14 protein-coding genes and 1 pseudogene are annotated in these 14088 nt (G+C 45.1%); 14 read left to right on the forward strand and 1 reads right to left on the reverse strand.

Translation table 11 applies throughout. From position 1 onward, the window contains the following. Nucleotides 1-94: 94 nt before the first annotated feature. A complete protein-coding gene (locus ACHUFI_RS21215) occupies nt 95-691 on the forward strand; it encodes a DJ-1/PfpI family protein (protein WP_394252820.1) in 597 nt (198 codons plus the stop codon). Nucleotides 692-1118: 427 nt separating this feature from the next. Here the strand turns inward: ACHUFI_RS21215 and ACHUFI_RS21220 are convergent. After that, a pseudogene (locus ACHUFI_RS21220) lies at nt 1119-2106 on the reverse strand (IS110 family RNA-guided transposase). A gap of 97 nt (nt 2107-2203) precedes the next feature. On the opposite strand from ACHUFI_RS21220, the gene ACHUFI_RS21225 reads away from it, so the two are divergent. The 13 genes from ACHUFI_RS21225 to trbI all read left to right on the forward strand — a co-directional run bounded on the left by ACHUFI_RS21225 (nt 2204) and on the right by trbI (nt 14088). Next, the gene (locus ACHUFI_RS21225; RefSeq protein WP_394252822.1) at nt 2204-3163 is read left to right on the forward strand and encodes a phosphotransferase; all 960 of its coding nucleotides are present in this window, start codon (nt 2204-2206) and stop codon (nt 3161-3163) included. Nucleotides 3164-3187: 24 nt separating this feature from the next. Then, complete coding sequence (locus tag ACHUFI_RS21230) at nt 3188-3706, forward strand: hypothetical protein (protein WP_394252823.1); 519 nt, start codon at nt 3188-3190, stop codon at nt 3704-3706. Nucleotides 3707-4246: 540 nt separating this feature from the next. Then, complete coding sequence (hflK, locus tag ACHUFI_RS21235; protein ID WP_394252825.1) at nt 4247-5305, forward strand: FtsH protease activity modulator HflK; 1059 nt, start codon at nt 4247-4249, stop codon at nt 5303-5305. Next, complete coding sequence (gene hflC, locus ACHUFI_RS21240; RefSeq protein ID WP_394252827.1) at nt 5302-6291, forward strand: protease modulator HflC; 990 nt, start codon at nt 5302-5304, stop codon at nt 6289-6291. The genes hflK and hflC overlap by 4 nt, the downstream gene beginning before the upstream one ends. A gap of 585 nt (nt 6292-6876) precedes the next feature. Next, nucleotides 6877-7254 (forward strand): hypothetical protein, encoded by a 378-nt coding sequence (locus ACHUFI_RS21245; RefSeq protein WP_394252829.1) that lies wholly within the window; start codon nt 6877-6879, stop codon nt 7252-7254. A gap of 15 nt (nt 7255-7269) precedes the next feature. Then, the gene (gene traA, locus ACHUFI_RS21250) at nt 7270-7638 is read left to right on the forward strand and encodes a type IV conjugative transfer system pilin TraA (RefSeq protein WP_394252884.1); all 369 of its coding nucleotides are present in this window, start codon (nt 7270-7272) and stop codon (nt 7636-7638) included. A gap of 17 nt (nt 7639-7655) precedes the next feature. Next, entirely contained in the window at nt 7656-7958 is a 303-nt protein-coding gene (traL, locus tag ACHUFI_RS21255; protein ID WP_394252831.1) for a type IV conjugative transfer system protein TraL, read from the forward strand. Nucleotides 7959-7970: 12 nt separating this feature from the next. Further along, nucleotides 7971-8540, forward strand: coding sequence for a type IV conjugative transfer system protein TraE (gene traE, locus ACHUFI_RS21260; RefSeq protein WP_394252833.1), 570 nt, complete (start codon nt 7971-7973; stop codon nt 8538-8540). Further along, the gene (gene traK, locus ACHUFI_RS21265) at nt 8537-9280 is read left to right on the forward strand and encodes a type-F conjugative transfer system secretin TraK (RefSeq protein ID WP_394252835.1); all 744 of its coding nucleotides are present in this window, start codon (nt 8537-8539) and stop codon (nt 9278-9280) included. The genes traE and traK overlap by 4 nt, the downstream gene beginning before the upstream one ends. Next, nucleotides 9270-10751, forward strand: coding sequence for a TraB/TrbI/VirB10 family type IV secretion system protein (locus ACHUFI_RS21270; protein WP_394252837.1), 1482 nt, complete (start codon nt 9270-9272; stop codon nt 10749-10751). The genes traK and ACHUFI_RS21270 overlap by 11 nt, the downstream gene beginning before the upstream one ends. A gap of 6 nt (nt 10752-10757) precedes the next feature. Beyond that, the gene (gene traV, locus ACHUFI_RS21275; RefSeq protein ID WP_394252839.1) at nt 10758-11150 is read left to right on the forward strand and encodes a type IV conjugative transfer system lipoprotein TraV; all 393 of its coding nucleotides are present in this window, start codon (nt 10758-10760) and stop codon (nt 11148-11150) included. A gap of 8 nt (nt 11151-11158) precedes the next feature. Next, a complete protein-coding gene (gene traC, locus ACHUFI_RS21280) occupies nt 11159-13747 on the forward strand; it encodes a type IV secretion system protein TraC (protein WP_394252886.1) in 2589 nt (862 codons plus the stop codon). After that, nucleotides 13744-14088, forward strand: a complete 345-nt coding sequence (gene trbI / locus ACHUFI_RS21285) for a type-F conjugative transfer system protein TrbI (RefSeq protein ID WP_394252841.1) — start codon at nt 13744-13746, stop codon at nt 14086-14088. Before traC ends, trbI begins: the two co-directional genes overlap by 4 nt.

A 14088-nucleotide genomic window follows, 5' to 3' on the forward strand; every position in this document is an offset into this window, starting at 1 on the left:
ACCTCCAGTTCTTCAGCGTGTACTAAGTCAGTATGGCACGCAGAGTGTCAGGTAGAGGGAGTCCATATCATTCGTTAGGCAAATAGGAGTAAATATGGACATTGCTGTACTAACTTTTGACGGATTTAATGAACTGGATTCATTTATAGCAGCGGGTATTTTGAACCGCATGAAAGACGCTGGTTGGAATGTACAAATAACGAGTCCATCTCAATACGTCACTTCAATGAACGGAGTTACAATCCAATCCCAACAACCTCTTGAGTTTGCTAATAGTGCCAACGTCGTATTATTTGGCAGCGGCGTGCTAACACGTGATGTCGCTCAAGACAGAGATATACTTTCGAGGCTAAAGCTAAACCCTGACACTCAGTTAATTGGTGGGCAATGTTCAGGTACGTTGCTCATGTCAGTACTTGGTTTACTGCATCAAATACCAGCTTGTACCGATTTAACAACGAAACCTTGGGTTGTCGAATCAGGAGTTACTGTTTTAGAGCAACCCTTTTATGCTAAAGGTAATCTTGCGACAGCGGGTGGTTGTTTGTCATCAAAGTACTTGGCTGCGTGGGTAATTAGCAAGTTATCAGGTAGGGCGGACGCTGAATCGGCAATTCATTATGTTGCGCCAGTCGGTGAAAAAGAAAGCACAGTTCACCACTGCATGTCAGTAGTCGGTGCATATCTATAAAATTTGCCATACAAGGCGTTTAAGGCGGATTCACAACGCTTGGCGTTCTTAGTTTAAATTGAATTTAGTGTTTAAGGTACAATAGTTTAGGTTTGGTGGTTGGCGTTGTTCACCACTTAACGCGGCTACATGGATTCCCCCAGTTGTCAAACATCCGCTAAACTTATGTTGATGGGTTTTGGACTGCCGCTCTACATTCGGCCTACTTATTGACGATTCGCATACGTCGTGGCCCTGATGACTTGCGCGACTGCGGTGCCTTATTCGTTAGATGACATCTAGTGTGTCCGCCGCATTAATAGGCTCTCCGCAAGTGGTCTTAACCTATCTCCATCATTAGCGTCTGCAATGACCCGGTGGGTTTAACTCTTTATGCTGCTTAGGTTTTTACTTAAGCAGCATAGTTTTCATAGTCTGTTTGATTGTGTCAAAGCGACCATATAATTCGTGCATTCTTCGCGGCAAGTGCCACTATCGCTCGGTTCATACCTCTTCGTTCCAGAACGCCTCGACACCACTGACTTAACTTATCTTGCTTGTCGCCAAGGTTGGCAATCACGGTCCTTGCGCCGTGAACTAATAGTGTTCGTAAATATTTTTCACCGTGTTTGGTTATTCGGCCTAATCGAGGTTTACCTCCTGTGGAATATTGCTTTGGTACTAGTCCTAGCCAGGCAGAGAAGTCGCGACTTTTATCAAATTGAGACCCATTGCCTATCGAAGCGAGTATCACAGTAGCGGTTTGCGGTCCAATGCCTCGAACTTTCATCACTCGTTGAACATTAGCGCTGACCTTAGCAAAGGAATCAAAGACTTGTTCAGTATCGGCGATACGTTGATTCAATTCACCAAGGTGGTGATAAGCATCGGCTATTACTGTTCTAGCGAGGTGTGGAAGTTCATTTTCTGCGTCTTCGAGCATTAAGGGAACCTGTTTCATCAATGAAGAGCGACCAACGGGAATGGTCAACCCGAACTCAGAAAGCAGGGCGCGCATGCGATTCATAAGTGCGGTGCGTTCACGAACCCAATGCTCTCTCATTCTATGTACCGATAAGATGGCTTGTTGCTCGGGGGGGTACGGGTACAAAGCGAGTAGATGGACGCTGAACAGCTTCACATATGGCAACAGCATCATTAAGGTCGTTCTTGCCCTTAGTTCGATAAGGAATTACGTATTTAACGGCTATAATACGGGCGTCGTGACCGAGTTTATTGAGTGTTCTTGCCCAGTAATGTGCACCACCACACGCTTCAACGCCTATACGCATGAGTGGCATATTGGCTATTGTAGTCAGGTGTTTAGAGCGAGTTACCGACTTATGAAGTATGACCTTACCATTTTGGTCTTCGGCACGAAGGCTAAAGTGGTTTTTAGCTAGGTCGATACCGCAGAAATAAGAATAATCAGACATGGTGCCTCCGATGCATTTAAGTACCACATAAGTGTGGCAGATCCTCGGTAGGGGGAATCCATGTCATTCGTTATGTACCTAAGAGGTAACTGGAATTATGAGTGATTTTGTTCGCCAGGTTGGTGAAAACTGGCGTCAGATTGGTGCTGGCGCTAGTATAAAACGTCAATCAGTTGGTGCGACGAACCATGTTTTTCGTATCCAATCCTCAGAGACTTATTATCTTAGAAAATATAGTGTTCGCAATGTTGCTAAGATCAAGTTAGAACATGAGCTGCTGAGAAAGCTATCGCAAAATTTGAATACTATAATTGCCCCTGTTTTGACGCGCGATCACCACTCCTTTTGTAAAATAGGTGATGAGTTTTATGCTCTATTTCCTGAAGCAAAAGGAACGTTAATCGAAAAAAGTGCGCTGTCTGCGTCTCATGCTTTTCAGTTGGGAAAAGCCCTTGCTGACCTGCATGTTCAACTCGCTTCTGAGGTTGGAAACGACTTTCCAACAATTGAGCTTTCTTGGGATAAAAGTGCTTGGGTCGATAGACTACAAAAAATAGTCGCCACTATTGAAGCCAATAGTGAATTTGATACGAATAGCTCGGTGCTACGAAGAGTAAAACAACAGCGTGATTATCTAGCTAGCTCAGAAGCTACGCACTCATATACCCCGTTAACAAGCAGGCAATTAATCCACGGCGACTTTCATCATTTCAATGTCTTTTTTGATTCTAATTGCACAGTAAGCGATGTGATCGACTGGGATTTAGTGCAAAACATGCCTCCTGCTTATGAGTTGGCGAGAGCATGCATGTATATGTTCGATTTGGAGCTTCATAGGTCATTAGCTTTGTTAAAAGGCTATCTGTCTGTCAAGCCTCTATCCCGATTAGAGCTTAACGATGGAGCAAAGGCGTGGGCTGTTTACGCTGACCACTATGTGTGGGCTTTGGAGGAAGTATTTTTAAAAAACAATACAGCAGCACAGAAGTTCATACCCCAAAGGGACTTTGTCCCTTTTATGGAGCAATGGTTCCAAATTGAAAGTGCCTTGTTTTGAGGCGGTACTGTGAGGAGGTATACGGTGATTTCTGAACTTGAATTAGATAGAGCTTTTGTTTTTGAAATTGAAAATTCCATTGTTTTCCAGCAATGGATTTTAGGAAAAACCAAGTTCTCAGATGAGTCAGATGGTTTGCGCCTATTAGATAAGGAGCAGGCCAACCTAAAACCGAATAAGAAACCTGAAAATTGGTGGCGGCATTGGTGGTGCAAAATTGAAGACGGCAGTGAATCCGAAACTGATATATTTTTAGTTTTTGAAAAAAGAGAAAGCCAGCAAAGAATTGCACTTCATATCGAGGACAAGCCCCCGCATGGTAAGTTTACTCCAAATCAATATTTAAACTATAAGAAACGAGCAGAGTTTATGAAGGGTAAAGCAGAATTCATGGGATATGTTGATTATGCGACGGTTTTAGTTTCGCCGAAAATCTTTATAGAACGGAATCAAGAGGAAGTAGCTAATTTCGATTCGATTGTCACTTATGAAGAGGTGTCTGAGTATATAGCGCTATTTGGAGAGTCTATAAAAGAATCCTAGGCAAAATAGACTCATTGACTAGTCAAATTTAAGCTACATCTATTCTTCTCATTAGCTGAAGCTAAAGTGATTCGAAGTCTAATAATTCGCTATGATGTGTCATGTATTTAGAACGTTGTAGGCGATGCCTTCTATCTCGAAATTGCCCCGAAATGAGTTACGTCTAGTATTAATAACTAGGTAATCAGCGGACTTTACAATACATTAATTAACGTAAAAGACAAAATATTAGGCCGTATCTCTGTTACTCAAATAGACAGTAAGCGCTCTCACAGAATCTTAGATGCAGAAATCGAGATTATTTCTCTCGCACATTCCTAGTGCTTTTTCGTTTACTTTGAAGTTTAATTATTGTTTTAGTTCATTATTTTAGGAAGATTTTAATAACCACCATCGATATGTAGAATAGTTAACCTCTATCACTCTGAAATAAACATCTAAAATTAAACAAAATATACCCTTGTTAATTCGATGTATCCCCCCAATGTATAATAAAAGAGTAGGTGAAAATTTATTCGCCTATAGCCGGAGGGCATGCTCATGCTCCAACATAACCAACCTTCAGGGACCCCCTGGGGTGGAGGAAAACAAGATCCTCCTAATTTGGGTGAGGTATTTTATTCTATTCTTCTTCACTTAAAGAAAATACTTCCAGGCGGAAAAAATTCAAGCTTTTTTATCCCTCTTATCATTTTCCTTTTAGCAATCATATTCTGGACGTGCTTTTACACGGTACCGAGCGATTCTGTTGCTGTGATACAGCGCTTTGGCAAATATGTCCATATTGTTCCATCTGGGCTTCATCTCAAGATGCCACTTGGCATTGATAAGGCTGAAATCTTACCTGTGAAACGACAGCTAAAGCAGGAGTTTGGGTTCATAACACCCAGGGCAAAAAATCCCAACCAAAGCCCGAGAATAAACACTCGACGTCAAGAAACACAAATGGTTACAGGTGATTTAAATGCCGCTCTCGTCGAATGGGTGGTGCAATATCGAATCTCCGAGCCCATCAAGTTTTTGTTCGAAGTCCGAGAGCCTAGTGAAACCCTTCGGTATGTTTCTGAATCCGTAATGCGTGAAGTGGTGGGTGACAGAACTGTGGATGAAGTGATCACAATTGGTCGGCAAGAAATTGAGTCTGAAGCGCTCTCAAAAATGCAAGAGCTCACTACAAAATATGCTTTAGGGATCAGGATTGACCAAGTTCAGTTGAAAAACATTAACCCTCCTCAACCTGTCCAGGCATCATTTAATGAAGTGAACCAAGCTCAACAGGAGAAAGAAAAGCTCATTAATGAAGCTCGCCGAGATTACAACAAAGTGATCCCTTTAGCTTTAGGTGAAAAAGATCAACGGATCAGAGAAGCTGATGGTTATCGCTTAAAACGCGTCAATGAGGCTAAGGGGGATACAGTTCGCTTCAATGCATTATTATTCGAGTATGTTAAAGCCCCGGAAGTAACTAAACGCAGAATTTATTTAGAAACAATGCAGGCTGTATTACCTAATATTCGTACCAAAATTATCATTGATGAACGAGCAAACAATATTCTGCCTTTGCTCAATCTCAACGACACACAAGGAGAGCCTAGATGAAATCGATTAAAAAAGGGGTCATAGCTGCATTGATTTTAGGTACATCTTTTAGTGTATATAATGCACTTTACACAGTAAGTGAGGTTCAACAGGTTATTATCACTCAGTTCGGAAAACCAATAGGGAAACCTATTGTTGATGCTGGATTGAAAATAAAAGTACCATATATTCAAGAAGTTAACATAATCGACAAACGAGTATTGGAATGGGATGGTCGTCCTTCCGACATGCCAACAAAAGATAAACTGTATATTTCTGTAGACTTGTTTGCTAGATGGCGAATTATTGACCCGCTTCAGTACTTTTTACGTCTCAAAGATGAGCGCAGTGCACAATCTCGACTTGACGATATCTTGGGTAGTGAGACACGAAATGCTGTAGCAAAACATGAATTGATCGAAATAATACGTACTAACAAAAATCGCAAACCGTTACGAGATCCATTATTGAGTGAAGCTGAAAGAGAGCTGAAAATAGGCGCCTTAGTTCCTATCCAAAAAGGTCGCCAATTTGTAGAGCAAGAAATATTCTCTGCAGCGTCAGAAAAAATAGAAATCTTTGGAATTGAGTTGCTCGACATTAGATTTAAACGTATTAATTACAATGAAAGTGTTCGCCCCAAAATTTATGAGCGAATGATTAGTGAACGTCGTCAAATTGCAGAACGTTTTTTATCCGAAGGAAATGGGGAGGCTGCGAGGATTCGAGGTGACAGAGTAAGAGACTTGGATAAGATTCAATCCGAGGCCTATCGTGAAGTCGAAGAGATTCGGGGACAAGCTGACGCTAAAGCCGCCGAAATTTATTCATCAGCTTACAATAAAAATCCTGAAACAAGACAATTTTATGAATTCACACGAACGATGCAGTCTTACTCGACCGTTATTTCAGAGAACACAACGCTTGTTTTGTCTACTAATAGTGACTTATTCATGTTTATTAATGGTATTGATAGAAATAAAAATATCACAGTTAAAAAACAATGAGTAAAAGAGAAAAAATAACACCAACCAATCTAACTCGCCTACCCAAAGGGTATATTGATAAGGGAAGACGTAATATGAAAGTGCGTGTACGCCATATTTTTATTAGTCCGAATGTTAGAAAATAGAGTAAAAAACCTAAGAAGATTATGTCCAATTGTGCGTTTACGGTGTATTCGCACATTGTTGCATGAGCCCATTCCAGCGATACTGATTGCGTTGACATAGCAATGTTTCAAAGATCAGTACCCCACATCTTAAAGAGACGCGCATCGCAACATCGTGAGAGTTGGCTGCTCTTACTGCTGAAAGCGCCACTGATGGGCGCAGGACAGCTTAAATAACCTAACCAAATTCAGGCGCCAGTTAGGTAGGCGCAGACCAATGCCAATGTTCTGAGTATGTATGCAAGCATCATCTCTCGGTTCGTTGGAACTAATTGGGAGTAGTACCTAAACCCTTAACTAAAGGGATTGAGTTTGACTACACAAACTCACAAGCCAGTTTGTAGCACGAGCTCTGTAAGGGGCTCCATTGTTGTGTGGATTTTACAGTCTACACAACAATGTCCTACTACAAGGAGTGCCTATGATCATCGTCTACGGATATTACAAGGACGACCCCATGAAACTGATTGGCAAAACGCTTGACCAACAAGGCACTTTCATTGCGGCCAAACCTATTGGACGCATTGATAATCGATTAACCTTTGCCGCGCTTGTTGATAGCCCTGACCCCATTCATTTTCCAGTCGTTCTACCCCACTGCATTCTTGTAAAAGAACAAACATACACCCACAAGCCTTATAAAGCCCATCTCGTCAATACGGCGGTTATGGATGCCAAGCAGCGCAAAACCTATTGTAAAAAACTCAAAAAGAGACAGCCCTTAAGTACTTCGAATTGGAAACTGCACATCAGTCGCAACCGAGGTCTTAAGTGGGTACGCGATCATTTAGCGGCGTAATCTCATCACTTTTTAATCCCGAAAAATGGCTCTACGTCCTCCAGCGTTGAGTCTTTTTTTATTTCAACTCAAATAAGGAAGCCATTTATGCCTCTTATTAATCAAAAACATCCCCACCACGTTCTTTTTCTATTGCTAGCCACCTTCTTACTGCTCTGCTTCGCTGCACCATCATTCACCGCTGACTTGTTTGCAGGTGGTAAAGCCACCATCAAATCAACCGCAGGTGACGATTCAGCTGCTGAAATGGCCTTACTAACCGCAGGTGCACTAGGCGCCGCAGCAACCGGATTTATGACACGAAACTGGTTCGCCGCCATTGGGGGGTTTGCTGGCGGTATGATTTTCTGGGAAGTCATTAAACCGCTTGTCGGCCTAGCTTAAGACACAGAAGGTGATGTATGGATAACCGTCAGCTCTTTTTTGCTATTCCCAAGCACCTCAGTAAAGGCAAGCGCATATCAGGTTTACCCCGAGACGAAGTCTTGCCAGGGTTTCTTCTCTTTGTGCTCTTCTTCTTAGCCGGTAAATACTTGATAGGCCTTATCCTTGCGGCCATCTGGTTTGTAGGACTTCGCTACATCAAAGTTCAGTACGGTGAAAACATCATCGCCTTAACCCTCTACTGGTGGGGGAACACCTCACTCAATCACAGTGTCTTCAAACACACTCCCGCAGCGCAAAAGCGTTACTGGCTCTCTTAAGAGGGACAATCCATGGATAACCAACACCAAGGTAACTTACTTGCACTGAGTAAGTTACTGAACTTTCTCCTCGTCTTTGGGTTTGCGGCATCGATGCTCGTGAACGTGGCTTTAGGTCTGAGCCTAGCGAAAACCTCATCAGAAAAGAGTCGAACTCTCGTTCCCCCAACGATTTCACAAGCGTTTACGATTTCAGATACGGCCATTGATGCGCCTTACCTTCAGCTCATGGGGGAATTCTTTTTAAAGCTCAAGCTCAACGTGACGCCTGCGAATGTCGTTAGACAATATGGCCTCTTGCTTGAGTACGTACCAGCAGAAAACTGGTCAGCCATTCAACCGGTATTAATCCAAGATGCCGAGCATCTTAAAAAGTACAACACGACCAGTCGCTTTGACGCCCTGCCTGGGCGAACCGAAATTTCGATTGAAAATAGGCAGTTCAAACAGACAGGCCACCTTACAAAGACCGTCGGCGACCGCACACTGCCATCAGAGCTTGTGACCTATACCGTTCAAATGGATTACAGCAACGGTGTGATTCAGCTCATTGGCATCCAGAAACAAGGAGAAAAAGAATGAAACCATTATCATGGCTGATGACCGTGCTTATCGCCACTTTTAGCCCTTTCGTGTTAGCAAGTAATGTCCCAAAAGCCACGTTCCCCTTTGCTGACGGCGACACCATCCCCGTGAGTTTGTCGTCTGTGAACATCAATCGCCTGGTGGTCGAAGATGATAAAATCCTTAACATCACCTGCCCTCACGGTTTTTGTACCACTAACGGTATCCAAAAAGATAAAACAGGCTCGGTGTCCTTAAAGCTCAATGTCGCGCTCCCTTTTACCGCCCACGTTCTCACTCAAAAAGGGCGTCTTTTTGCACTGTTCATTACCCCAAAAGCCACGCCAGGCATCGTCACTGCGTTTACCCCAACCGACCGGCACCTATCGAAGCCTTCCGTATTTGAGCGCGGCTTTGATTACCCCTCTGTCATCGCCAACTTCACCAAAGCCATGATGACATGGAAAAAAAATGGCACACCGATTTCAGGATTTAGCCTTCACCCGGTAGACCCTAACACCTTGCCGAAGAAGGACTCCTTACTGCCCGTCACTCCGCAAACCGTGTTCGTTGGCAGGGATCACTCAGGCATCATTTACGAGGTGAAGAACAAATCCAGCGACACTGTCACGCTCACAACCGCACAGTTCTACAGTTATGCCGCTCGAAGCGCGGCGCTGGATACATTTGAGCTCGGCCCAAATCAAACCACGCACCTGTATGTGGTGACGGGGGGAGGAGTGAATCATGCTCGATAACTGGAGAAAACGCCTTTTTAGTGACACGGATGGCGACTTTGAGCAAGGTAGCGAGATTAATCAGCGCACCGCATCAAGAAATAACACCGTCACCATTATCGCCGTCTCTGCCCTGCTCCTTGCCGCACTAGGATTGTATCAATACACCAGACCACCTGTACCTACACAAGAAGAAATCCACCAAGAGCCTGTCGAATTTGGTGCCATCATTGAGCAAGATTTTGTCGAAAAAGACAACCAATCGGCGCTCTCCCTACAACAAAACACGCTGTCTGGCCTAAAAAAGCAAATCGCGGATTTGACCAAATCAATGCGCACTCATAAAGAAGAGACACAACGTAAAATCGAGCAAACAAAAGAGAAGACCGCTCGCTTAGTCGAAGAGCAAGTACGTGAAGAATTTCGAAGTAAAGAAGCGCAGCTTCAAGCCCGTATTGATGAACTCGAACCAAGCACTTCGGAGGTCGTCAATACCGAGCCATACCGCACCATCCAGACTCAAGGGGCGATTAATAGCTCAGAAACGTTTGGGCAGCACAAGCTTCCGCCTAGACCCATCGCATCAAGCAACGACAACCCCGACATCGCGCAGATGCAATATCAGCGCTCAGAGCAAATCCCTTTCAGTCGTAATGAGTTCGATAGCTTTGATTTCTTTTGGGAAAGCGATGAAAACACCTATCACCGCACCACTGAGAACTATGTGCCAACGGGAACTTTTGTCACCGCAGTGGTGACAGGAGGCGCTGACACCAATGCCGGGGTGCTTGGCCAAGGCGATACCACTCCCGTTGTCTTTCAAACCATCCACGAGGGTGTCTTACCCAACGGTGAAAAATCCAAGCTCAACAACTGTACCATTACAGGCTCATCCTATGGTGAAATATCGTCAAGTCGAGGTATTGTCCGCACTAACCGCATGAGCTGTATCCAAGACGAAGGGCGTATCTTAGACGTCGCCATCAAAGGAACGGCGTTCAACTTCGGGCGCAACGGCATACGTGGCACCACCATTCTAAAAAATGGTGAGATTGTCCAAATGGCGGGGATTGCCGGCATTTTGACTGGCATCGGCGAGACAGGTCAAGCGCTCTCACAAACCACCGCCACTTCAGCATTAGGCACAACCTCAAGCATCAACAGCCAAGATGCAGCGTTGAACTTGCTGGGCAATGCTACCTCAAGTGTGGGAGAAAAACTCTCCGATTACTACATTGGCCTTGCTGAGCTCTACCACCCCATCGTAGAAATCAACCCAGGCGCCGTTGTCAATATTGTCTTCTTAGAGGGCTTCCCACTGGATCCACTCATGGCTGAAGAGTACGAACGCCAGCAATTGGCAGAGCAAAGCATGTCGAGTCAATCGAATCAAATCCTTGATGTGATCACCAATACCCCTCTTAATCCATTGGCGAAAGAGTTGTCTACACAAGGCATTGACGTTCCCCCAACTCCATTTGGCCGCAAATAAAGGAATATGAGTATGTTAAAACTCTCATCAATGCTCTTTGCTGCGCTGCTCTTAACAGGCTGCGCAGCAGGTCTTGGCGAAGATTACAGCTGCACCAAAGTCGGCGGCGTACCAGGCTGCACCAGCATGGACGAAGTCCGTCGAAATATCGATCCCTACGCCACCTCAGAAAACCAAACGTCCGCTGGGCAAGCTCACCGCGTTCCAATGGATTTTATGACCTTACCAAGGCGTACACGACAAGGTGAGCCAACCCGAACGGATGATGTAGTGAAAAAGGTCACCGTCTTTCCGTTTATTGATAAAAACGGTCATTACGTTGATACCACAGACATCTATATCATCCTTGATGACAGCCGTTGGACAGGTCGCCCAGTGCGAGCCATTTGGAAGGACTGATTATGTTCATGAATTTTTTTTCAAAGCCTAAAACGGGCACGTTAGGGGCGTTTTATCAAGACGTCAAAAAGCATCAAAATCACTTCCATCATGAGCTCCCCTATCGCACCTTCGACAATGACAGCAATATTTTCCTCAATCGAGCGTCCCATGGTATTGGGTTTAAGCTCAACGTCTTAGGCGGCGCTAACGATGAGCTCATGCATTCACTCAATAAGTTGGTGTGCGAATTTCCTCAAGGGGATAAATGGGATTACCAACTGTCGCTGTTTGGCCACAACAAAGTGGCGCATTACATTGAAGCGAATCAAGCGCTCATGAGTAAGCGTGGGGGGATTTGTGAAACCCTCGCTGCTAAGGAGGCGCAATACGCGCAATTTGCCGCCACACAAGGATTTTTCCACAAACAACGCCATCATTTTGATCTCCGTGATTACGAAGCGTATTTCTTTGTCTCCACTACGACAAAAGACGATGAATCGCTATGCGACTTACGAGCGACCATTGAAACGGCCTTCAGCCAGCTTGGCATTGAAACTCAAAGGTTGTCACCTGAGGGGCTGATCACCTTTACTGGCAACATCTTAAATTTTGATGCGATGCAAGCGCGCCCTATCGAGCGCGCCTACAACGGTTATGAACCCATCAATCAACAGGTGATGTCGAGTGATACTGAGCTGCTTATTCGTCGCAACCATATCGCCACTCGTCATACGAACCAAAGAGGCGTAGACACGCGCACACGCATGGTCTGCATGGGACTGGCTAGAACCCCAAGCGACTTTCGGCTCTACACGCTCCCTGAGTGCTTCGCATCGATCCGCAATATCGCTCGGCATGTAACGTGTCCACACGTCCTGACCTTAAACTTTCGTCAAGAAGTGACGGGAAACTTTGAGCATGATAATAACCGCAAGATTTCAGATCTCACCAAAACGGTCGGCTCCTCGCTGGCCATGATCATGCCAACGGCCAAAGATGAACTGGAAGAGCGAAAAGGATTGCAAAAAGGACTCAGCGACAAAGAGTTTACCATCAGCTCAATGGTCTTGAACTTAACGCTGTTTACCAACAAGACGCAACAACGCCGTGATGTACAAGCGGCGAAAGAAGCCTTTTCGGCAACAGGCCTAGATATCCGGCCTCAAATTATGCTGCAAACACAAAGTCTGCTGACAGCTCTGCCCTTTACCATGAGTGAAGGGCTATGGCGAGATTGTGGTGTCGCAGGCAAAGTACGCTCGATGGAAAGCTCAAACCTCGTCAACTTCTTTCCTATTGTGCTGGATGTCAAACGCATGACTGGGGGATTATTGCTGCCTACCATGCGTGGCCAACTTTCGTTCTTTGACCCGTTCAACTGTGGCAGTGACAATAAGAACATTGCCTTAACAGGCGGCTCGGGCGCAGGGAAGAGTTTCTTCGTTCAAAGCATGGCCAAGTCGGTTTACGCGTATGGAGGGAAATGTTGGATCTTAGATAAAGGTGCCAGCTACAAAAAGCTGACCCTGATGCTCGGTGGCTCATACCTCGATTACCGTAACATCTACCTCAATCCATTCACTCATCTTGGCAAAGTGATGGACAGCGCGAAACAAGCCAAAGAAACCCTGCAATTTGTCAACGACGATGGCCAACATGAAGCGGTTGATCCTATCAAAGAAGCACTCAGTAACATTACCGCATTGTTTGCCACTATCGCTTCCCCTTATCAAGAGCTAGCAAGTTACCAAATGGCGGTACTTGGCGATGCCATCATTCGCGCTTGGGAGCAAAAACACACCGAAACCTTGGTGGACGATGTTCAAAGCGCCTTGTTTGAACTGTCAAAAGAATACAACGACGATCGCCGTATCCATGATATTGCCGTGCAGCTTAACAAATATTGCAGCCATGGCATTTACGGCGACACCTTTAATAAACCGTCGATGCTCGACCCAAGCATCGACATCACCACCTTGGAGTTGGATGGTTTCAACGAAGACGTTTTGCGTCCGGTCATTTTTGCTCTGATTGTTTCTATCAACCAACAGATGTACCTATCTGGCTCTCGCTCTACGCCTAAGATGTGCATCATTGAAGAAGCCTGGAGTTTAATGAGTGGCGCTAACGCTCAGACCCGAACCTTCATCAATACGGGTTATCGCACGGCACGTAAGTTTGGCGGCTCATTCTGCACCGTCACACAAGGCATTATAGACTTCTTTGCGAATGAAGAAGCCCGGGCCAGTTACGACAACAGCGATATCCATATGGTACTGAGACAAGGTGACGGCTTCGATAAATTCTTAACCGAAAACCCGAAAGCGTTCAGTGAGATGGAAGAGCGGATCATTAAAAGTTTTCCGCGAGCCAGTGACGCAGGTTATAGCTGTGTTCGCGTCAAAGCCGGTGGGCATACCTCGTATCACCGCATGTTCTCTGACCCTTTTTCACGCGCTTGTTTAAGTACTGAACCTCATGAGTTTGAGTTCTGTGAAAACCTGATGAATAAAGGCATGCCGTTAATGGAAGCCATTAACGCCACCGCTGAGCACTTTTACGGTAAGGAAATTGCCGAATTTGAACACGCGCTCAAAGCTAAGGAGACCGCATGAAGCCGTCATTTTTATTGATTGCGATGATGGTGAGTATCAGCGCTGTGTCGACGCTGACGGCTCACACCTTTCTCAGTCAATCCTCGCCCACCTTTGTCAGTGTGGATGTGAAAAGCACACTCAATGCCTATCACCAAGCGCTCATTAAAAAAGAGATGAGTCTTGAAGAGCAAACTGAGCAGTTAACGCAGTTTGCCGACATTATGCACGAAGAAATCGAGGCATATAACGCGCAGCACAACACCATTGCGTTAGTCAGCGCGGCCGTCGTGGGCGGCGCAGTGGATGTCACCCCTCAGATCCAAAGGGCCATCGTCGAACACTACCAAGACAAGGAGTGA

It is taken from the genome of Vibrio profundi (assembly GCF_043642225.1).
GTDB classification, from domain to species: Bacteria; Pseudomonadota; Gammaproteobacteria; order Enterobacterales; family Vibrionaceae; genus Vibrio; species Vibrio profundi_A.

Excerpts from the sequence above, each read along its gene's own strand:
- hflK (WP_394252825.1), top strand. The coding sequence starts at position 4,247 with ATGCTCCAACATAACCAACCTTCAGGGACCCCCTGGGGTGGAGGAAAA.
- ACHUFI_RS21270 (WP_394252837.1), top strand. The coding sequence starts at position 9,270 with ATGCTCGATAACTGGAGAAAACGCCTTTTTAGTGACACGGATGGCGAC.
- hflC (WP_394252827.1), top strand. The coding sequence starts at position 5,302 with ATGAAATCGATTAAAAAAGGGGTCATAGCTGCATTGATTTTAGGTACA.
- ACHUFI_RS21245 (WP_394252829.1), top strand. The coding sequence starts at position 6,877 with ATGATCATCGTCTACGGATATTACAAGGACGACCCCATGAAACTGATT.
- traV (WP_394252839.1), top strand. The coding sequence starts at position 10,758 with ATGAGTATGTTAAAACTCTCATCAATGCTCTTTGCTGCGCTGCTCTTA.
- traE (WP_394252833.1), top strand. The coding sequence starts at position 7,971 with ATGGATAACCAACACCAAGGTAACTTACTTGCACTGAGTAAGTTACTG.
- traL (WP_394252831.1), top strand. The coding sequence starts at position 7,656 with ATGGATAACCGTCAGCTCTTTTTTGCTATTCCCAAGCACCTCAGTAAA.
- ACHUFI_RS21215 (WP_394252820.1), top strand. The coding sequence starts at position 95 with ATGGACATTGCTGTACTAACTTTTGACGGATTTAATGAACTGGATTCA.
- traC (WP_394252886.1), top strand. The coding sequence starts at position 11,159 with ATGAATTTTTTTTCAAAGCCTAAAACGGGCACGTTAGGGGCGTTTTAT.
- traK (WP_394252835.1), top strand. The coding sequence starts at position 8,537 with ATGAAACCATTATCATGGCTGATGACCGTGCTTATCGCCACTTTTAGC.
- ACHUFI_RS21225 (WP_394252822.1), top strand. The coding sequence starts at position 2,204 with ATGAGTGATTTTGTTCGCCAGGTTGGTGAAAACTGGCGTCAGATTGGT.
- trbI (WP_394252841.1), top strand. The coding sequence starts at position 13,744 with ATGAAGCCGTCATTTTTATTGATTGCGATGATGGTGAGTATCAGCGCT.